Genomic DNA, 18,130 nt, shown 5'->3' with positions numbered 1-18,130 from the left:
GTGACCACCGTCGAGCAACCGGTGGACGTGCTGCTCAGCGACGGCACGACCGTCCAGCTGCGGCAGATCCGCCCGGACGACGCCGCGGCCATCGTGGCCATGCACGCACGCTTCTCCGAGCGCACCCGCTATCTGCGCTACTTCTCGCCGTACCCGCGCATCCCCGAGCGGGACCTGCAGCGGTTCGTCACCGTCGACCACCGCGACCGGGAGGCGTTCGTGGTGCTGGCCGGCGAGCGGATCGTCGCCGTCGGCCGCTACGAGCGGCTCGGCCCCGGCTCGCCCGAGGCCGAGGTGGCCTTCGTGGTGGAGGACGCGTACCAGGGCCGGGGCATCGGCTCGGTGCTGCTGGAGCACCTGGCCGACGCGGCGCGGCGCTACGGCATCGTGCACTTCGTCGCCGAGGTGCTGCCGGCCAACGGGACGATGCTGCGGGTCTTCTCCGACTTCGGCTACCAGATCCAGCGCCAGTACGCCGACGGGGTCGTGCACCTGAACTTCCCGATCGCACCCACCGAGGCGACGCTGGAGGTGCAGCGCGGCCGGGAGCACCGCACCGAGGCCCGCTCGATCGCCCGGCTGCTCGCCCCGCGCGGCATCGCCGTCTACGGCGCCAGCACCACCGGCCAGGGCGTCGGCGCGGCCCTGCTCGGGCACCTGCGCGACGGCGGGTTCACCGGCGCGATCGTCCCCGTGCACCCGACCGCGGCGACCGTGGCCGGGCTGCCCGCGTACCCGTCGGCGGTCGACGCCGGCGAGGACGTGGACCTGGCCGTGGTGGCCGTCGCCCCCGAGGCGGTGACCGAGGTGGTGGCCGACGCCGCGCGGGCCGGCGCGCACGGCCTGGTGGTGATCTCCGCCGGGTTCGCCGAGTCCGGCCCGGCGGGGGCGGCGGCCCAGCGCGCCCTGGTCCGCGCCGCCCACCTGGCCGGCATGCGGGTGGTCGGCCCGAACTGCCTGGGTGTCGCCAACACCGACCGGGCGGTACGCCTCAACGCCACCCTGGCCCCCGTGCTGCCCGCCCCGGGCCGGGTCGGCGTCTTCAGCCAGTCCGGCGCGTTCGGGGTGGCCCTGCTCGCCGAGGCGTCCCGGCGGGGGCTCGGCCTGTCCAGCTTCGTCTCCGCCGGCAACCGGGCCGACGTCTCCGGCAACGACCTGCTTCAGTACTGGCAGGACGATCCGGGCACCGACGTCATCACGCTCTACCTGGAGACGTTCGGCAACCCGCGCAAGTTCGCCCGGCTGGCCCGGCGGATCGGCCGGAGCAAGCCGGTCGTGGCGCTCGCCTCGCTGGCCCGCCCGCCGGGGGTCGGGGACGCGCCGGCCCTGGACGCCGCCGCGGTGAGCGCGCTCTTCGCCCAGTCCGGGGTGGTCCGGGTGGACACCGTCGCCGAGCTGCTCGACGTCGGCGTGCTCCTGGCCCACCAGCCGCTGCCGGCCGGCCGCCGGGTCGCCGTGGTCGGCAATTCCTCGGCGCTGACCGGGCTGGCCGCCACCGCCTGCGCGGCCCAGGGCCTCACCGTGGCCGACGGCTACCCGCACGACGTGGGCCCACGGGCCACCGCCGCCGAGTACGCCGCCGCGCTCGCCGCGTCCGCCGCCGACGAGCGGGTGGACGCCGTGGTGGCGGTGTTCGCCCCGCCGCTGCCCGGCCAGCTCACCGACCCGGAAGCCGACTTCACCGCCGCGCTGCCCGACGCGCGGGCCACCGGCAAACCGGTGGTGGCCACCTTCCTCGCCGGCCGGGTGCCCACCGGGGTACCCGCCTATCCGAGCGTGGAGGAGGCCGTCCGGGCCCTGGCCCGGGTCACCACGTACGCCGACTGGCTGCGCCGCCCGCCCGGCGTGCTGTCCGAGCTGGAGCGGGTGGACCGGACGGCCGGGCAGTCCGCGCTGCGCCCGGACGGCGCCGACCCGGCGGCGCTGCTGCGGGCGTACGGCATCGACGTGGTGGAGTCGGCGCCGGCGCACTCGGCCGGGGAGGCGGTGGCGGCGGCGGAACGGCTCGGCTGGCCCGTCGCGCTCAAGGCGGCCGCCCCCGGGCTGCGGCACCGCCTCGACCTGGGTGCGGTCCGGCTCGACCTGCCCGACGCCGCCGCGCTGCGCCGCGCGTACGACGAGATGGCGCCGGTCTTCGGCGCGGACGTGCTGGTCCAGCCGATGGTTCCGCCCGGGGTGGCCTGCGTGGTGGAGCTGGTGGAGGATCCGGCGTTCGGGCCGGTGGTCGGCTTCGGCCTGGGTGGCGTGGCCACCGAACTGCTCGGCGACCGGGCGTGGCGGGCGGTCCCGCTGACCGACCGGGACGCCGCCGAGCTGGTCGACGAGCCCCGCGCCGCGCCGCTGCTGCGCGGTCACCGAGGCGCCGCGCCGGTGGACCGGGCCGCCCTGGTCGACCTGCTGCTGCGGGTCGGGCGGCTCGCCGACGAGCAGCCCCGGGTCCGGTCGCTCACCCTCAACCCGGTGCTGGCCCGGCCGGACGGCATCTCGGTGCTGCACGCCACCGTCCGCACCGGCGCCGAGGCGCCCCGTCCGGACACCGGCCCGCGCCGCTTGTAAGGAAGGGCCCCTTCTTAACGCCTGCTGCATAGGAGGGGCCCCCTCCTAACGCTCAGGCCCGGCTGGAGATCTGCTGCACGGCCCAGGCGTTGCCGTCCGGGTCGGTGAAGAAGACGAAGCCGACGTTGTCCAGCGGCTGCGGCACCGGGCCCGGGTTCTGCCCGACCACCTGGATCTCGCTGACCGCCACGCCCCGCTCGACCAGCTCCGCGTGGGCCTTCTCCAGGTCGGGCACGACCAGCTGCAGCCCCTTGAGCGAGCCCGGCGGCATCTCGGGCACGACGCCCCGGCCGAGGACGATCGAGCAGCCGGAGCCCGGGGGCGTGAGCTGGACGATCCGCCCGAGGCCCCCCAGGTCGGTGTCGTGGTCGACGGCGAACCCGAGCCGCTCGGCGTAGAAGCTCTTGGCCCGGTCCACATCGGAGACCGGCACGACCACTACTTCCAGTGTCCAGTTCATCGCCCCAGGGTGGTCGTTGTCGGCCGCCGCTTCAAGCGCGACAGGCCCCGGCGCACCGCCGGGGCCTGTCGCGTCGGTCAGCTCAGCAGGCGTACGCCTCCAGCCGGTTGGCCCGCTCCGGGGCGCGCAGCTTCAGCAGCGTCACCTTCTCGATCTGCCGGATCCGCTCCCGGGACAGCCCGAACTCGCGACCCACCTCGTCGAGGGTGCGCTGCCGGCCGTCGTCCAGGCCGAACCGGAGCCGGATCACCGCCTGCTCCCGCTGGGAGAGGGTGGCGAGCACGATGCGTACCTCGTTGCGCAGCTCGCCGTCGCCGGCGGCCTCGCCCGGCTCGGCGTTGGGGTCGACGGCGGCCACGAAGTCGCCCAGCGCGCTCTCGCCGTCCTCGCCGACCGTCTGGTCCAGGCTCACCGGCTCCCGGTCGTACGAGATCAGCTCGATCACCTGGTACTCCGGGATCTCCAGCGCGGTGGCCACCTCGGCGACGGTGGGCTCCCGGCCCAGCGTGACCGACAGCTCGCGGCGGACCCGGACCATCCGGTTGACCTGCTCGACCATGTGCACCGGGATGCGGATGGTGCGGGCCTGGTCGGCCATGGCGCGGGTGATGGCCTGGCGGATCCACCAGGTGGCGTAGGTGGAGAACTTGTAGCCCTTGGTGTAGTCGAACTTCTCGACCGCGCGGATCAGGCCGAGGTTGCCCTCCTGGATGAGGTCGAGGAACGCCATCCCGCGACCGGTGTAGCGCTTGGCGATGCTCACCACCAGCCGCAGGTTGGCCTCCAGCAGGTGGTCCTTGGCGGCGCGGCCCTCGGCCGCGATCAGCTCCAGGTCGGCGCGCAGCTCACCGGAGACCGGGGTGCAGGTGGAGAGCTTCTCCTCGGCGAACAGGCCGGCCTCGATCCGCTTGCTCAGCTCGACCTCCTGCGCCGCGGTGAGCAGCTTGGTGCGGCCGATGCCGTTCAGGTACGCCCGGACCAGGTCCGTGGAGACGCCGCGCTCGTCGGTGGCGTCCAGATCGGTCATGGTGACGTCCATGTCCTGGTGCTCGATCATCTGCTGGGCCATCTCGGTCTCTCCCCGTGTCCGTCGTGCCGTACCGGTTCCGTGCCGTCCGCCGGCGCGGTGTTGCCGGTGATGAACAGCTTGGCGGGCGGGGCGTGAAACGGGAGTGAGGCGATCGGGGACCCGACAGCAATCCGGGCGGAACGGCGGCTGTGCCTTGTCGGGCCCGGTTACCGTGCCAGCGGCCGGCCAGCGAGGCCGGGCGACGCACAGGCGATCGGAGGACGTGGTGGTCTTCAAGCGGCTCATGCAGGCGATGGGTGTGGGTGGACCGTCGGTGGAGACGGTGCTGGCCAACCCGAACTGCCGCCCCGGCGGACAGGTGGAGGGCCGCGTCCAGGTGGTCGGCGGGGACCACCCGGTGGATGTGAGCTACGTCGCGCTCGGCCTGGTCACCCGGGTCGAGGTGGAGAGCGGCGACTCGGAGTACGACACCACCCAGGAGTTCGGCCGCGCGCAGGTGACCGGCGCGTTCCGGCTGGACCCGGGGCAGCGGTACGAGGTGCCGTTCCGCTTCCAGGTGCCCTGGGAGACCCCGCTCACCGACCTGTACGGCCAGCACCTGCACGGGATGACCATGGGGCTGCGGACCGAGCTGGAGGTGGCCCGGGCGGTCGACAAGGGCGACCTGGACGCCGTGGCGGTGCACCCGCTGCCCGCTCAGGAGCGGCTGCTGGAGGCGTTGCTGCGGCTGGGCTTCCGGTTCGCCCGGGCCGACGTCGAGCGCGGCCACCTCTACGGCGTACGGCAGAGCCTGCCGTTCTACCAGGAGATCGAGTTCCACCCGGCGCCGCAGTACGCGCGCGCCATGAACCAGCTCGAACTGACCTTCGTCACCGACCCGCAGCAGGTGCAGGTGGTGCTGGAGCTGGACAAGCGCGGCGGCCTCTTCACCGAGGGCCACGACGCCTTCGGCCGCTTCACGGTCGACCACGCGACGGCGGACCGCACCGACTGGGCCGCCCAGCTCGACGGCTGGCTGCGCCAGTCCCTGTCCCGCCGCGGCCTCTTCTTCTGACCGTCGCGGGCGGTTATCGGCCGTCCCCGGCGGTCACAGGTCCAGGAGGAGGGTGCGGGGGCCCACGTTGACGCTGTCCACCAGCATGTGGGTGCGGAAGCGGCCGGTCTCGACCTTGGCGCCGCGCTGGCGTAGCTCTCGCACCACCGCCTCCACCAGGGGTTCCGCCAGTTCCGCGGGGGCGGCGGCGGTCCAGCTCGGGCGCCGGCCCTTGCGGGCGTCGCCGTAGAGGGTGAACTGGCTGACCACCAGGATCGGCGCGCCGGTGTCGGCGGCGCTGCGCTCGTCGTCCAGGATGCGCAGCTCGTGGACCTTGCGGGCCATGGTGGCCGCCACCTGCGGGGTGTCGGTGTGGGTGACGCCGAGCAGCACCAGCAGCCCGTCGGTGATCGCGCCGACCACCTCCCCGTCGACCGTCACGGCGGCCCGGCCCACCGTCTGCACCACCGCCCGCATCAGTCCGCGACCGGCTCGATCAGGCCGCGCTCGACCAGGTGCGCCACGATCGGCCCGGCCGCCTCGGCCAGCTCGTCGGGTGCGACGTCGTGCGCGGCGGCGAGCAGGGCGAGCTGGTCGCGCAGCGGCAGCCGGCCGTCCGCACCGCCCACCAGGGCGAGCACCAGGGGGTCGATCTCCTCGGACCAGCGCAGCCCGTGCGGCATGGCGAGGACCTGCCGGTCCACGGCCCAGCCCTCCTCGCCCATGGTGGCCTCCTGGCGCAGCTGGAGCCCGTCGGCGGCCCGGTAGCGGGCGGCCAGCAGGCCGTCGGCGCCCCGGGCGCGCAGCCAGTCCTGCCGGTCGAACCACTCGGCCACCCGGTCGCCCAGCGGTGGCTCCACCCGCTGGCGCAGGTCCTCCACCCGGACGACCGGCTCGTCGTGGCCGGCCCGGCGCAGCGAGACGATGCCGAACCCGATGGCCTCCACCTTGTGCGCGTCGAACCAGTCCAGCCAGGCCGCCATCCGCTGGGGGTCGGCCGTCTCGCCGACGTCGGTGAGCCACAGGTTGACGTACGCCATCGGGTCGGCCACCTCGCGCTGGATCACCCAGGCGTCCAGCCCGGTGCCGGCGAACCAGCCGGTCACCCGCTCGGCCCAGTCCTCGCCGGTGACGTGCACCCAGTTGGCCAGGTACTGCATCGTCCCGCCCTCGGTGAGCAGGTGCGGTGCGGCGGCGGCCAGCTCGGCGCCGATCGCGTCGCCGACCCGGCCGGAGTCGCGGTAGACGTGCGTGGTGGTGCCGGGCCCGACCACGAACGGCGGGTTGCTGACCACCAGGTCGAAGTGGCGGCCGGCCACCGGGGCGACGAGGTCGCCGCGGAGCAGCTCCCAGTCCTGACCGTTGAGGGCGGCGGTGGTGGCGGCGAAGCGCAGCGCCCGTTCGGAGACGTCGGTGACGGTGATCCGGCGGGCGTGGGTGGACAGGTGCAGGGCCTGGACGCCCGAGCCGGTGCCCAGGTCCAGCGCGGTCTCCACCGGCCGGCGCACGGTCGCGCCGATCAGCGTCTGGGTGGCCCCGCCGATGCCCAGCACGTGCTGGGCGTGCAGCGGGCGGCCGGGGCGGGCGCTGGCCGGCACGTCGGCGAGCACGAACCAGTCGTCCCCGTACGGCTCCAGGTCGACCCCGGCGCGCAGGCCGTCGCCGTGCCGCTCGACCAGGCCCCCGGCCAGCGCCTCCTCGACGGTCAACGGGGCGAGCGCGGCGGCCACGGCCGGCTCCGGCTCGGTCTGGTCGCAGATGAAGACCCGGATCAGCGTGGCGAGCGGGTCGCGGTCCTCGGTGGCGCGCAGCGCGGCGCGGAAGTCGTTGCGGGCCACCGCGCCGGTGGCCTGCGGGCCGAGCCGGTCGGCGATGCCGTTGGCGGTGAAGCCCGCCCGGGTCAGCGCGGTGCGCAGCGCGTCGACGCCGGCGGGGGAGAGCAGCATGTCGTGACGGTCCACGTCGTCATCCTGCCCTCCCCGGCCGCTCTCCCGGCCGGCACCCGGCGGATCCATATCACCAGCTCAGGGTATCGACTGTTATCTCTTTTATGTTCATCGATGTATGGCTACCATCTGCCCCAACATCCGCCGATGGGCGTCCCCGGTGTCCGAGAGCCCGGGTGCGCCCGGTAGGGAGCCAGACGATGTCCGACGTGTCCGTTCCCCGGCGACGCGCGTTGCGCGCGCTCGCCGTCACGGCCGCCGCCGCGGCCCTCACCGCCGCCGCCTCCACCCCCGCCCTCGCCGCACCGACCGGCGACGTCCGCTACGCCTCCGCCCCCGACGCCATCAGCGGCAGCTACCTCGTGGTGCTGAAGGACGACGCGGTCGGCGCCGCGAACAGCCGCACCGCCCGCACCGCCGTGCCGGACCGGGCCGCCGGCCTGGCCAAGCGCTACGGCGGCAGCGTCGGCACGGTGTGGAGCGCCGCCCTCACCGGCTACAGCGCGACGATGAGCCCGGCGCAGGCCCGCCGGCTGGCCGCCGACCCGGCCGTCGCGTACGTCGAGCAGGACCGGGTGGTCACCACCCAGGCCACCCAGACCAACCCGCCGTCCTGGGGCCTGGACCGGATCGACCAGCGCAGCCTGCCGTTGAACTCCAGCTACACCTACCCGAACACGGCCTCGAACGTCCGGGCGTACATCATCGACACCGGCATCCGGACCACCCACACCGACTTCGGTGGCCGGGCCACCTGGGGCACCAACACCGTCGACAGCAACAACACCGACTGCAACGGCCACGGCACCCACGTGGCCGGCACCGTCGGCGGCACCCGGTACGGCGTGGCCAAGGGCGTCCGCCTCATCGCGGTGAAGGTGCTCAACTGCTCCGGCAGCGGCAGCACCACCGGCGTGGTGAGCGGCATCAACTGGGTCACCTCGAACGCCGTGAAGCCGGCCGTGGCCAACATGAGCCTCGGCGGCGGCGTCAGCAGCTCGATCGACAACGCGGTGACCAGCTCGGTCAACTCCGGCGTCACCTACGCGGTCGCGGCCGGCAACTCCAGCGCCAACGCCTGCAACTCCTCGCCGGCGCGGGCCGCCGCCGCGATCACCGTCGGCTCCACCACCAGCAGCGACGCGCGCTCGTCCTTCTCCAACTACGGCTCCTGCGTGGACATCTTCGCCCCCGGGTCGAGCATCGTCTCCGCGTACCGGACCAGCGACACCGCCAGCAGCACGCTGAGCGGCACCTCGATGGCGTCGCCGCACGTGGCCGGCGCGGCGGCGCTGGTGCTCGGCGCCAACCCGTCGTACACCCCGGCGCAGGTGACCAGCTACCTGACCACCAACGCCACCACCGGCAAGGTGACCAACCCCGGCTCCGGCTCGCCGAACCGGCTGCTCTTCGTCGTCAACTGACGCCGTCGCGCGGCCACACGGCCCGGTGGACCCCACCCCTGTCCACCGGGCCGTGCCGCGCGTTTCGCGGGGAGTCGGCGTGGCGGGCGGCGGCGGGCGGGGCAGGATGGGGGCATGACGCTCTCGCTGCCCATCGACCCGCAGGCCAACGAGCTGCTGGCGCGCAGCCCGCTGGCCCTGCTCCTCGGCATGGTGCTGGACCAGCAGGTGCCGATGGAGAAGGCGTTCTCCTCCCCGTACGTGCTGGCGCAGCGGCTCGGCCACGAGCCGGACGCCCGGGAGCTGGCCGGATACTCCCCGGAGGCCCTGGTCGAGCTGTTCGCCACGCCGCCGGCCCTGCACCGGTTCCCCAAGGCCATGGCGGCCCGGGTGCAGGAGGTCTGCCGGGCCCTGGTCGAGCGCTACGACGGCGACCCGGCCCGGCTCTGGTCGGAGGCGGCCGACGGCAGGGACCTGCTGCGCCGGGTCGGCGAGCTGCCCGGCTTCGGCCGGCAGAAGGCGCAGATCTTCGTGGCCCTGCTCGGCAAGCGGTTCGGGATCACCCCGGACGGCTGGCGCGAGGCGGCCGGCGGCTACGGCGACGCGGACGCGTACCGGTCGGTGGCCGACGTGACCGACCCCGAGTCGCTGCGCCGGGTCCGGGAGTTCAAGCAGCGGATGAAGGCGGAGGCCAAGGCCGCGAAGGCCTGACGCAACCCGCGCCCGCGCTGGCTCGTTGTCATGATCGTCAAGGCGGTGGCGACGGGCGGGTGATGGCGGACGAGCGGGGGGCGGAACTCCTGCGCGGCGGCGGGGGCAGTCACCGCGCGACCTTCCTGGAGCTCTTCCTCGACGTCGTCTTCGTCTTCGCCTTCACCCGGGTCTCGCAGCGCCTCATCGACGACGTGACGGCGGGCGGCGGTCGCCTCCCGCTGGAGCTGACGCAGACCCTGGTGCTGCTGCTCGCGCTCTGGATGGTCTGGTCGCTCACCGCCTGGGCCACGAGCCACTACGACCCGGAGCGACCGCCCATCCAGGCGGTGATGGTCGGGTCCATGTTCGGCAGCCTGGTGATGGCCGTGTCGGTGCCGGCCGCGTACGGCCCGCACGGGTTGAGCTTCGCCGCCGGGTACGTCGCCATCCAGCTCGGCCGCTCGATCTACCTGACCGTGGCGCTGCGCCGGCACTCCCAGCGTCACCTGTCCGGCCGGATCCTGGTCTGGTCGGGCGTCTCGGCCGTGTTCTGGCTGGGCGGTGGCCTGGTCGGCGACGACGCGCGGCTGCTCTGCTGGGCGGTGGCCCTGGTGATCGACTACGTGGGCGTGGTCATCGGGTGGCCGGTGCCCCGGCTGGGCCGGGCGGCGGCCACGGCGTGGACGGTGACCGGCGAGCACCTGGCCGAGCGGTACCAGCAGTTCACCATCATCGCGCTCGGCGAGATGATCTTCGTGGCGGGCGTCGGGTTCAGCGGCAGCGACTTCACGCTGCTGCGCTGGATCGCGCTCGTGGACGCCTTCGCCACCACGGTGCTGCTCTGGCGGATCTACTTCCACCGGGCGGGCTCGGTGCTGGCCGAGGCGGTGGCCCAGGCCCGGCAGCCGGCCCGGCTCGGTCAGTCGGCCACCTGGACGCACCTCACGATGATCGCCGGCATCGTCACCACGGCGGTCGGTTACGAGGTGGCCATCTCCGAGCCCGGGGGACACGCCGACGTGGTCCGGGTGGCGGCCATCGTCGGAGGCCCGGCGCTCTTCGTGGTCGGCCGCTCCCGCTTCGAGTACGAGGTCTTCGGCCGGGTCTCCCTCTCCCGCCTGGTCGGCCTGCTGCTCCTGGTCCTCGGCGTGCCGCTGCTGAGCCGGCTGCCGCTGATCGGCATGGCCGTCGGCGTCACGGCGGTGCTGACCGGGATGGCCGTGGCCGACGCGCTCCGGGCCCGGGGCCGCCCGCCGGAACGCCCCGCCTCGCCGATGTGAGCCGCCGGCCCCCGACACGCAACCGGCGCGGCGGCCCGGTCGTTGGGAGCCAGGGCGGCGGACGGGGGTGACACGGTGGCGGAACGCGGTGCCGCGCTGCTGCGCCCGCCGGAGAGCGCCACGCGTGCCACCTTCCTGGAACTCTTCTTCGACCTGGTCTTCGTCTTCGCGCTGACCCGGGTCTCCCAGCGGCTGATCAACAGCCTGCCGGCCACCGGGTGGACGCTGGCCGCCGCGGTCGGCCGTACCGTGCTGCTGTTCCTGGTGTTGTGGCTGGTCTGGACGATCACCGTCTGGGTGACCAGCCGGTACGAGCCGGAGCAGACGGTCATCCAGGCCGTCGTGGTCGGCACGATGTTCGCCAGCCTGGTGATGGCGGTGGCGCTGCCGCGGGCCCTGGAGGAGCGGGCGCTGCCGTTCGCCCTCGCGTACGTCGCCGTGATGCTCGGCCGGCCCCTGGTCGTCGCCGCCGCACTGCACGGCCACCCCCGGCGGCTGGTCCCGCTCCGGTTGGCCGCCTGGGCGGCGGCGACCGCGCCGCTCTGGCTGGCGGGGGCGGTGGGCCCCGACGATCTGCGCCTGCCGCTCTGGGCCCTCGCGCTGACCGTGGACTACGTCGCGCTCTTCGCCGGGTGGCCGCTGCCCCGGATCGGATCCGCGCCGACCGGGGGCTGGCGGATCGCCGGCGAGCACCTCGCCGAGCGCTACCAGCAGATCTTCCTCATCGCGCTCGGCGAGTCGATCCTGGTCATCGGAGTGACTTTCAGCGGCGAGAAGTTCTCCGGCGACGGCGCGGGCGCCTTCGTGGTCGCCTTCGTCACCACCGCGCTGCTCTGGCGGATCTACTTCCACCGGGCCGGGCACCTGCTGGCCGAGGCGCTGCGGCTGGCACCCGTGCCGGGCCGGCTCGGCACGTCGGCCACGATCACCCACCTGGTCATCGTGCTCGGCGTGCTCACCGCTGCGGTCGGCTACGAGGTGGTCATCGCCGAGCCGTTCCACCGGTCCGACCCGGGCCTGCTGCTCTTCGTGGTGGGCGGGCCGCTGCTCTTCCTGGCCGCCCGGGCCCGCTTCGAGTACGAGATCTTCGGCCGGGTCTCGCTGCCCCGGATCCTCGGCGCGAGCGCGCTGCTCCTGCTCGTCCCGCTGCTCGCGCACGGTCCCGCCGTGCGGGCCCTCTCCCTGGTGGCCGTTGTGCTGGCCGCGGTGGCGCTGGCGGACGCGCTGCGCAGCCGGGGTCGCCCGCCGGAGATGTCGGCCTCCCCGCTCGGGCGGACGGGGCCGGAGAGCAGCGGCCCGGACGCCTGAGGCTCAGGCGGCGGTGGGGCGGGACAGCGCGGCCAGGGCCCGGCGCACGTCGGCCAGGGAGACCGTGGCGGACTCGTCGAGGTCGGCCAGGCCCGCCTCGATCCACTGCCGCATGAGCGTGGTCACCCCGATGCCGCGCGCCTCGGCGGCCGCCCGGACCCGGTCGTACGTCTCCAGCGGGAGGCGCACCGAGCGGCTGACCATCGGCACGTCGGTGTCGGGGGTGGGCAGCTCCGCGGGCTGGGTCTCGTCGATCAGGTCGGCGAGCGCGTCGCCGGCGTCGTGGAACCGCTTGGTCGCCTCGTTACGGTGCATCGTGACCGCCTCCTCGTCGGCGTGACCTCCGCACCGCGTCGTCGTAGCGCTTGGCCTCGACGTCGCTCAGTTCGCGGGCGGAGAGGATGTCCCAGTCGTTGTCGCTGCCGTCGGCCTCGGCCAGCAGCACCGCGAGGCGTCGACCCCGGTGGTCGGTCGCGTAGACCACCATGACGTCGTCGCCGAGGTGCCGGATGACCCGCCGCGTGCTGTGCAGGGCTTCCCAGACTTCCCCGGGCGTGACGTCGTAGACCCGCAGGTTGGCCAACGCCTCGTCGGTGAAGCTGAACCGGTTGCCCACGAACGGAGCGTACCACGCACGTAACACGCGCCGCCCTTGTCACGATTTTCGCCGATCAACCGTCGAGGGTGACAGGATGGGTCGTAATCCCTCGAGGAGGTCCGTGGTGAAGCGTCAGGCGTACCAGCCGATCCTGATCACCGACGCCTCGCGCAGCCAGGACGACCAGCTCACCAGCCGGCAGAAGCGCTACGTGCTGATGATGGGAATCCGGGTCGCGTGCCTGGTGCTCGGTGCGGTCCTGGTCGGCGTCAAGGCACCACTGCTCTGGCTGTGGCTGCCGCTCTGCGCCCTCGGGATGGTGCTCATCCCCTGGCTGGCCGTGCTGCTGGCCAACGATCGTCCGCCCAAGGAGCAGCACCGGATGGCGGGGAAGTTCCAGCCCCGCCACCGGGACGAGACCCCGCCCATGGCGCTCGCCGCCGAGGAGCGTCCGCACAAGGTCATCGACGCCGAGCCCTGACCGGCCCGGGCGGCGGCCGCCCGGACCGGTCCGCCGTCAGGGCTGGGGCCGCGCGCCGACGGTGGTGACCGCAAGCGCGCCGAGATCGCCGGCCCGGGACAGCGCCGCGCGCGGGTCCGCGCCGGCCAGCCACGCGGTGAGCAGGCCGGCGGCGAAGGCGTCGCCCGCCCCGGTCACGTCCACCACGGCCACCCCGGGCGCCGGGGCCGTCTCGACCAGCCCGGTCCGGTCCACCCAGACCGCGCCGGCCGCGCCCCGTTTCACCACCACCCGGTGGGCCACCGAGGTCAGCGCCCGGGCCTGCGCCGCCGGGTCCAGCCCGCCGGCCAGCACCGTCGCCTCGTCCGTGTTGACCAGCAGCAGGTCGACGTCGCGTACCCAGGTCAGGAAGGCCGTGCCGACCCGCCGCAGCGGGGCCGCGGAGGCCGCGTCGACGCTGGTGGTGAGCCCGCGCTCGCGGGCGGCGGCCAGCGCGCGCAGGCCCGCGCCCCGCGACCCGACGTCCAGCAGCGTGTACGCGGACAGGTGCAGGTGCCCGGCGTCGGGCGCGGCCGCGATGGTCCGGTCGACGTGCTCCGTGGTCAGCCGCAGGTTCGCCCCCCGCTGGCTGACCATGGTCCGCTCCCCGTCGTGGGTGAGCACGATGACCGTGCCGGTGGGGTAGCCCTCGTGCCGCTCCACGGCGCAGGTCACCCCGACCCGCTCCAGTTCGGTGACCCGCTCCCGGCCCGTCTCGTCGTCGCCCACCGCCGCGACCAGTGTGACGGCCGCACCCTGGCCGGCGAGCCAGGCCGCGGTGTTCGCCGCCTGGCCGCCGCCGCTGAACCGGATTCCGGCCGCGGTGTCCGAGCCGGTGGCGAGGGGGCCGGAGAGCACCGCGAGCACGTCGGTGATGACGTCTCCGACGACGACGATGCGGGGTGCGAGGCTCATGCCGGTGCGGCGGTGCGGCGGGCCGCCGCGGCGACCGCGATCCGTGCCGCCAGGTCGGCGTTGCGCAGGATGATCCGCACGTTCACCGCCAGGCTGGCGCCCTCGGTGGCGGAGTGGAAGTGGGCCAGCAGGAACGGGGTCACCGCCTTGCCGGTCACCCCGTCGCGGGCCAGCATGGCCAGCCCCGTGGCCAGGGTGCGGTCGTGCAGCGCCGGGTCGAGCTGCTCGTCCACCGGCAGCGGGTTCGCCACGATCAGCCCACCGGAGTGCACGCCCTGCTCCCGGCGCGCGGCCAGCACGTCGGCCGCCTGTTCCGGCGACTCCACCGACCAGTCCAGGTCGAAGCCGGCGTCGGTGAGGTAGAAGCCGGGGAAGCGGCGGGTGCGGTAGCCGACGACGCTGACCCCGAGGGTCTCCAGCCGCTCCAGGGTGGCGCCCACGTCCAGGATCGACTTCACCCCGGCGCAGACCACCGCGATCGGGGTCCGGGCCAGGGTGACCAGGTCGGCGGACTCGTCGAAGGTCTGCGCGGCCTCCCGGTGCACCCCGCCCAGGCCGCCGGTGGCGAAGACCCCGATCCCGGCCACCGCGGCCACCGCGCTGGTCGCCGCCACGGTGGTGGCGCCGTCCGCGCCGGTGGCCGCCGCCACGGCCAGGTCGCGCACCGAGAGCTTGCTCACCCCGTCGACCGTGGCGAGCCGGGTGAGCTGGGCGTCGTCCAGACCCACGATCAGCTCACCGGCGACCATGCCGATGGTGGCCGGAACGGCTCCCGCGTCCCGGACCGCCTGCTCGATCTGACGCGCGACGCGAAGATTGTCCGGTCGGGGCAGGCCGTGGGAGACGATGGTGCTCTCCAGGGCGACGACCGGACGCCCGTCGCGCAGGGCGTCGGCCACCTCGGTGCCGAGACTGATGTGAAAGTTGGTCACTTCGGCTACGGTACGGGCCGCCTCCGGCGCGGGCCCAGGTGGACCGGGCGGGATCGACCTGCAAAACTGGACCGTTGGAGGTGTAGTCGTGAGTACAGAGGTTCTCGAGCGTCCCGAGCTGAAGGACGCCGACACCGGCCCGGAGATGTTCCACTACGTCCGCAAGGAGAAGATCGCGGAGAGTGCCGTCATGGGCACCTTCGTCGTGGCGCTCTGCGGCGAGACCTTCCCGGTGACCAAGGCCGCCAAGCCCGGTTCCCCGGTCTGCCCGAAGTGCAAGGAGATCTACGACTCGTACGCCGAGTGATCCCGGGCGGCCCTCCCGGCCGCCCGCGTAACCTGCGGCGGTGACCACCTCCACCCCGCTCCTCCTCGCCGACCTCACCGGCGTGGCGGTCTTCGCGGCCTCCGGCGCCTCCGCGGCGGTGGCCAAACGGCTCGACCTCTTCGGGGTGGTCTTCGTCGGCGTCGTCGCCGCCCTCGGCGGCGGGATCTTCCGCGACCTGGTCATCGACGAGGTGCCGCCGCTGGCCTTCGCCGACTGGCGGTACGCGGTCACCGCGGCGGTCACCGCCGCCGCCATCTTCTGGCTGCATCCCCAGTTCGCCCGGCTGCGCACCACCGTGCTGGTGCTCGACGCGGCCGGTCTCGCCCTGTTCACCGTCACCGGCACGCTCAAGGCCCTCGACGCCCACGTGCCGGCCGTCGGCGCCTGCATGATCGGCATGCTCACGGCCATCGGCGGCGGGCTGGGGCGCGACCTGCTCACCGGCGAGATCCCGGTGGTGCTGCGCCGGGAGATCTACGCCGTGGCGGCGCTCGCCGGGTCGATCGCCGTGGCGCTGCTGTCGACGTACGGCGCGGCGACCGCGGGGCCCCTGACCGCCGCGGCGGTCCTCGTCTTCGCGCTGCGGCTGATCGCGCTGCGGCGGCGCTGGTCCGCCCCGGTGCCGGCGCTGCGGCCGCCGCGCACCGGCGCCCGGGGACCACAGGTCTGAGCCCGGCGCCCCGGGGTGGGCGGATGTGACCAGCGTGGCGTCGAGTGGGGCGGACGGCCCCCGCTGGTTATGCTGAGTCGGCCTTCGCGGCACCCGATGCGCGAGGGCCTTTTCATGGGCGGCCGCACCCGTGGCCCTCGGCCGGGGTCCGCCGTCGTGCGGTCGGAGAGGAGCTACGTGGCACCGCGGTTGCCGGCGCTCGACACATTCCCACCCCTGCGTGCCTGGCAACGCAAGGCGATGGTGGAGTACCTGCGCCGCCGCACCGACGACTTCACGGCGGTCGCCACGCCCGGCGCCGGCAAGACCACGTTCGCCCTGCGGATCGCCGCCGAGCTGCTGAACGACGGCACCGTCGAGGCGGTCACCGTGGTCGCGCCGACCGAACACCTGAAGACCCAGTGGGCGGAGTCCGCCGCCCGCGTCGGCATCCAGCTCGACGCCGCCTTCCGCAACGCCGACCTGCACTCCGCGGCCGACTTCCACGGCGCGGTCGTCACGTACGCCCAGGTCGGGATGGCACCGCAGGTGCACCGGCGGCGCACCATGACCCGGCGCACCCTGGTGATCCTCGACGAGATCCACCACGCGGGTGACTCGCGGACCTGGGGCGACGGCGTCAAGGCGGCCTTCGAGCCCGCCGTACGCCGGCTCATGCTCACCGGCACCCCGTTCCGCTCCGACGACAACCCGATCCCGTTCGTCAGCTACGAGCGGGGCGGGGACGGGCTGCTCCGCTCCCGCGCCGACTCGGTCTACGGCTACTCCGACGCGCTGCGCGAGGGCGTGGTCCGGCCGGTGCTCTTCCTGGCGTACTCGGGGGAGACCCGGTGGCGCACCAACGCCGGCGAGGAGCTGGCCGCCCGGCTCGGCGAGCCGATGACCCAGGACCTCATCGCGCAGGCCTGGCGGACCGCGCTGGATCCGGCCGGCGACTGGATGCCGCAGGTGCTGCGCGCCGCCGACGCCCGGTTGACCGTGCTGCGCAACAACGGCATGCCCGACGCGGGCGGTCTGGTGATCGCCAGCGACCAGCAGGTGGCCCGCTCGTACGCCAAGCTGCTGGAGCAGGTGACCGGTGAGAAGGCCGCCGTGGTGCTCTCCGACGACCAGGGCGCCTCCGCGCGGATCGCGACGTTCGCGGCCTCCGAACAGCGCTGGCTGGTCGCGGTGCGGATGGTGTCCGAGGGCGTCGACATCCCCCGGCTGGCCGTCGGCGTCTACGCGACCAGCGCCAGCACCCCGCTCTACTTCGCGCAGGCGATCGGCCGGTTCGTTCGGGCCCGCCGCCCCGGCGAGACCGCCTCGGTCTTCCTGCCCAGCGTGCCGCACCTGCTCGGTCTGGCCAGCGAGATGGAGGCCGAGCGGGACCACGTGCTGGGCAAGCCGAAGGACTCCGACGGCCTCGACGACGACCTGCTGGAGCGTGCCCAGCGGGACGACCAGGCCAGCGGCGAGCTGGAGAAGCGGTTCGCCGCGCTGTCCGCGACCGCCGAGCTGGACCAGGTGATCTTCGACGGCGCCTCGTTCGGCACGGCCGCCCAGGCGGGCACCCCGGAGGAGGAGGAATACCTCGGCCTGCCCGGGCTGCTCACCGCCGACCAGGTCTCGATGCTGCTCACCAAGCGGCAGGCCGAGCAGCTCGCCGCGCAGCGCCGCCGGGCCACCCAGCGGACCGCTGAGCCGGCCCCTGCGGCCCCGTCGGCGGCCCCGCCTCCCATGAGTGCCGCCCAGCGCCGGGTGGCCCTCCGGCGGCAGCTGAACGCCCTGGTGGCCGCCCGCCACCACCGCACCGGCCAGCCGCACGGCAAGATCCACGCCGAACTCCGCCGCCTCTGCGGCGGCCCACCCAGCGCCCAGGCAACGATCGAGCAACTGGAAGAGCGCATAGCCACCGTCCAGACCCTCTGACCCCCCCGCCCCCTCACCCCGTCCGGGTGATCATGAGGTTAGCGGCGAAGTGGATCGCCGATACTGCCGCAAACCTCATGATCAACCGGGTTCGGGGTAGGTGGGGACGGGGGTACGCAAAAGCCGGCCGGAGGTCCCTGGGGACCTCCGGCCGGCTTTATGTCGAGCTGCGGATTCCTCGTACTCAGTTCGCCATCAGATCGGCGCCACGCCAGCTGAACTCGGGGTCCGACGCGTAGCGCACGGTGATCTTCACGAGATCCTCCGCGTACTTGTTCGCGTGGTGCCCACAGAACACCAGCTCACTCCCACCCGCCAGAGTGATCCGGAGCTTGCCGGCAGCATTGCAGCGGTCGCACCGTTCATCGGCGGCCGGGGGGCTCACCGTCTCGGGCGGCGGCGTGAGGGTCGGGGTCATCGCCTTCCTCCTCTGGTCGTCACCGATGAACACTCTCTTCGGTTGCTCACCTATCGTGCAACACCCTTCTCGGGCCCTGCCTTCCCTGTGTGCCCGTCGGGGACGGAGGTCACACCTGGCGTGGGAGACAGTGTGCCGTGCACCAAGGGT

Annotated in this window: 18 protein-coding genes and 1 pseudogene; 10 read left to right on the top strand and 9 right to left on the bottom strand. The window is 73.9% G+C overall.

All coding sequences use genetic code 11. From position 1 onward, the window contains the following. The gene (locus RMN56_RS03525) at positions 1-2,556 is read left to right on the top strand and encodes a bifunctional acetate--CoA ligase family protein/GNAT family N-acetyltransferase (RefSeq protein WP_313722406.1); all 2,556 of its coding nucleotides are present in this window, start codon (positions 1-3) and stop codon (positions 2,554-2,556) included. A 52-nt stretch (positions 2,557-2,608) separates the two neighbouring features. Here RMN56_RS03525 and RMN56_RS03520 read toward each other — a convergent pair whose 3' ends face one another. Beyond that, positions 2,609-3,016 carry a VOC family protein gene (locus tag RMN56_RS03520; RefSeq protein WP_313722405.1) on the bottom strand — a complete coding sequence of 136 codons (408 nt, stop codon included), beginning with the start codon at positions 3,014-3,016 and terminating at the stop codon, positions 2,609-2,611. Positions 3,017-3,098: 82 nt separating this feature from the next. Then, on the bottom strand, positions 3,099-4,085 hold the full coding sequence (gene sigB / locus RMN56_RS03515; RefSeq protein WP_262284520.1) for an RNA polymerase sigma factor SigB: 987 nt from the start codon (positions 4,083-4,085) through the stop codon (positions 3,099-3,101). Between the two features lie 226 nt (positions 4,086-4,311). Between sigB and RMN56_RS03510 the strand changes: the two genes are divergently transcribed. Next, positions 4,312-5,100 carry a sporulation protein gene (locus RMN56_RS03510; RefSeq protein ID WP_313722404.1) on the top strand — a complete coding sequence of 263 codons (789 nt, stop codon included), beginning with the start codon at positions 4,312-4,314 and terminating at the stop codon, positions 5,098-5,100. Positions 5,101-5,133: 33 nt separating this feature from the next. Here RMN56_RS03510 and dtd read toward each other — a convergent pair whose 3' ends face one another. Both dtd and RMN56_RS03500 read right to left on the bottom strand, forming a co-directional pair. Then, positions 5,134-5,556, bottom strand: a complete 423-nt coding sequence (dtd, locus tag RMN56_RS03505; protein ID WP_262284519.1) for a D-aminoacyl-tRNA deacylase — start codon at positions 5,554-5,556, stop codon at positions 5,134-5,136. Further along, complete coding sequence (locus RMN56_RS03500; RefSeq protein WP_313722403.1) at positions 5,556-7,040, bottom strand: DUF7782 domain-containing protein; 1,485 nt, start codon at positions 7,038-7,040, stop codon at positions 5,556-5,558. The genes dtd and RMN56_RS03500 overlap by 1 nt, the downstream gene beginning before the upstream one ends. 185 nt (positions 7,041-7,225) lie before the next feature. Here RMN56_RS03500 and RMN56_RS03495 point away from each other — a divergent pair. The 4 genes and pseudogenes from RMN56_RS03495 to RMN56_RS03480 form a co-directional block, all read left to right on the top strand. After that, positions 7,226-8,440 (top strand): annotated as a pseudogene (locus RMN56_RS03495) (S8 family peptidase); the annotation flags it as partial. Positions 8,441-8,563: 123 nt separating this feature from the next. Further along, positions 8,564-9,139: an HhH-GPD-type base excision DNA repair protein gene (locus tag RMN56_RS03490; protein ID WP_313722401.1), complete on the top strand. Its 576-nt coding sequence runs from the start codon at positions 8,564-8,566 to the stop codon at positions 9,137-9,139. Positions 9,140-9,201: 62 nt separating this feature from the next. After that, the gene (locus RMN56_RS03485) at positions 9,202-10,401 is read left to right on the top strand and encodes a low temperature requirement protein A (RefSeq protein ID WP_313722400.1); all 1,200 of its coding nucleotides are present in this window, start codon (positions 9,202-9,204) and stop codon (positions 10,399-10,401) included. 75 nt (positions 10,402-10,476) lie between these two features. Then, on the top strand, positions 10,477-11,709 hold the full coding sequence (locus RMN56_RS03480) for a low temperature requirement protein A (protein WP_313722399.1): 1,233 nt from the start codon (positions 10,477-10,479) through the stop codon (positions 11,707-11,709). A gap of 3 nt (positions 11,710-11,712) precedes the next feature. Here RMN56_RS03480 and RMN56_RS03475 read toward each other — a convergent pair whose 3' ends face one another. Further along, positions 11,713-12,024, bottom strand: coding sequence for a YlcI/YnfO family protein (locus RMN56_RS03475; protein ID WP_262284514.1), 312 nt, complete (start codon positions 12,022-12,024; stop codon positions 11,713-11,715). Then, complete coding sequence (locus RMN56_RS03470) at positions 12,014-12,325, bottom strand: hypothetical protein (RefSeq protein WP_212837393.1); 312 nt, start codon at positions 12,323-12,325, stop codon at positions 12,014-12,016. The genes RMN56_RS03475 and RMN56_RS03470 overlap by 11 nt, the downstream gene beginning before the upstream one ends. Positions 12,326-12,431: 106 nt before the next feature. On the opposite strand from RMN56_RS03470, the gene RMN56_RS03465 reads away from it, so the two are divergent. Continuing rightward, positions 12,432-12,788 (top strand): DUF3099 domain-containing protein, encoded by a 357-nt coding sequence (locus tag RMN56_RS03465; RefSeq protein WP_313722398.1) that lies wholly within the window; start codon positions 12,432-12,434, stop codon positions 12,786-12,788. Positions 12,789-12,824: 36 nt separating this feature from the next. On the opposite strand, the gene RMN56_RS03460 is transcribed toward RMN56_RS03465, so the two are convergent. Together RMN56_RS03460 and RMN56_RS03455 are read right to left on the bottom strand one after the other, a co-directional pair. Beyond that, positions 12,825-13,721 (bottom strand): carbohydrate kinase family protein, encoded by an 897-nt coding sequence (locus RMN56_RS03460; RefSeq protein ID WP_313722397.1) that lies wholly within the window; start codon positions 13,719-13,721, stop codon positions 12,825-12,827. After that, on the bottom strand, positions 13,718-14,653 hold the full coding sequence (locus tag RMN56_RS03455) for a pseudouridine-5'-phosphate glycosidase (RefSeq protein WP_313722396.1): 936 nt from the start codon (positions 14,651-14,653) through the stop codon (positions 13,718-13,720). The genes RMN56_RS03460 and RMN56_RS03455 overlap by 4 nt, the downstream gene beginning before the upstream one ends. 88 nt (positions 14,654-14,741) lie before the next feature. On the opposite strand from RMN56_RS03455, the gene RMN56_RS03450 reads away from it, so the two are divergent. The 3 genes from RMN56_RS03450 to RMN56_RS03440 all read left to right on the top strand — a co-directional run bounded on the left by RMN56_RS03450 (position 14,742) and on the right by RMN56_RS03440 (position 17,562). Then, complete coding sequence (locus RMN56_RS03450; protein WP_030502976.1) at positions 14,742-14,960, top strand: DUF3039 domain-containing protein; 219 nt, start codon at positions 14,742-14,744, stop codon at positions 14,958-14,960. Between the two features lie 40 nt (positions 14,961-15,000). Next, on the top strand, positions 15,001-15,651 hold the full coding sequence (locus tag RMN56_RS03445) for a trimeric intracellular cation channel family protein (RefSeq protein WP_313722395.1): 651 nt from the start codon (positions 15,001-15,003) through the stop codon (positions 15,649-15,651). Between the two features lie 177 nt (positions 15,652-15,828). Continuing rightward, positions 15,829-17,562, top strand: a complete 1,734-nt coding sequence (locus tag RMN56_RS03440) for a DEAD/DEAH box helicase (protein WP_313722394.1) — start codon at positions 15,829-15,831, stop codon at positions 17,560-17,562. A gap of 184 nt (positions 17,563-17,746) precedes the next feature. Here RMN56_RS03440 and RMN56_RS03435 read toward each other — a convergent pair whose 3' ends face one another. Beyond that, complete coding sequence (locus tag RMN56_RS03435) at positions 17,747-17,980, bottom strand: DUF7455 domain-containing protein (protein WP_013284786.1); 234 nt, start codon at positions 17,978-17,980, stop codon at positions 17,747-17,749. Between the last annotated feature and the right edge of the window lie 150 nt (positions 17,981-18,130).

It is taken from the genome of Micromonospora halotolerans, assembly GCF_032108445.1.
Lineage (GTDB): Bacteria > Actinomycetota > Actinomycetes > Mycobacteriales > Micromonosporaceae > Micromonospora > Micromonospora halotolerans.
The sequence above is the reverse complement of the archived record's forward strand: the minus strand, read 5'-3'. Positions and strand labels throughout refer to the sequence as shown.

Bases quoted from the DNA above. Each gene is read 5' to 3' on its own strand.
- RMN56_RS03520 (WP_313722405.1), bottom strand. From the start codon at position 3,016: ATGAACTGGACACTGGAAGTAGTGGTCGTGCCGGTCTCCGATGTGGAC.
- sigB (WP_262284520.1), bottom strand. From the start codon at position 4,085: ATGGCCCAGCAGATGATCGAGCACCAGGACATGGACGTCACCATGACC.
- dtd (WP_262284519.1), bottom strand. From the start codon at position 5,556: ATGCGGGCGGTGGTGCAGACGGTGGGCCGGGCCGCCGTGACGGTCGAC.
- RMN56_RS03490 (WP_313722401.1), top strand. From the start codon at position 8,564: ATGACGCTCTCGCTGCCCATCGACCCGCAGGCCAACGAGCTGCTGGCG.
- RMN56_RS03485 (WP_313722400.1), top strand. From the start codon at position 9,202: ATGGCGGACGAGCGGGGGGCGGAACTCCTGCGCGGCGGCGGGGGCAGT.
- RMN56_RS03475 (WP_262284514.1), bottom strand. From the start codon at position 12,024: ATGCACCGTAACGAGGCGACCAAGCGGTTCCACGACGCCGGCGACGCG.
- RMN56_RS03460 (WP_313722397.1), bottom strand. From the start codon at position 13,721: ATGAGCCTCGCACCCCGCATCGTCGTCGTCGGAGACGTCATCACCGAC.
- RMN56_RS03435 (WP_013284786.1), bottom strand. From the start codon at position 17,980: ATGACCCCGACCCTCACGCCGCCGCCCGAGACGGTGAGCCCCCCGGCC.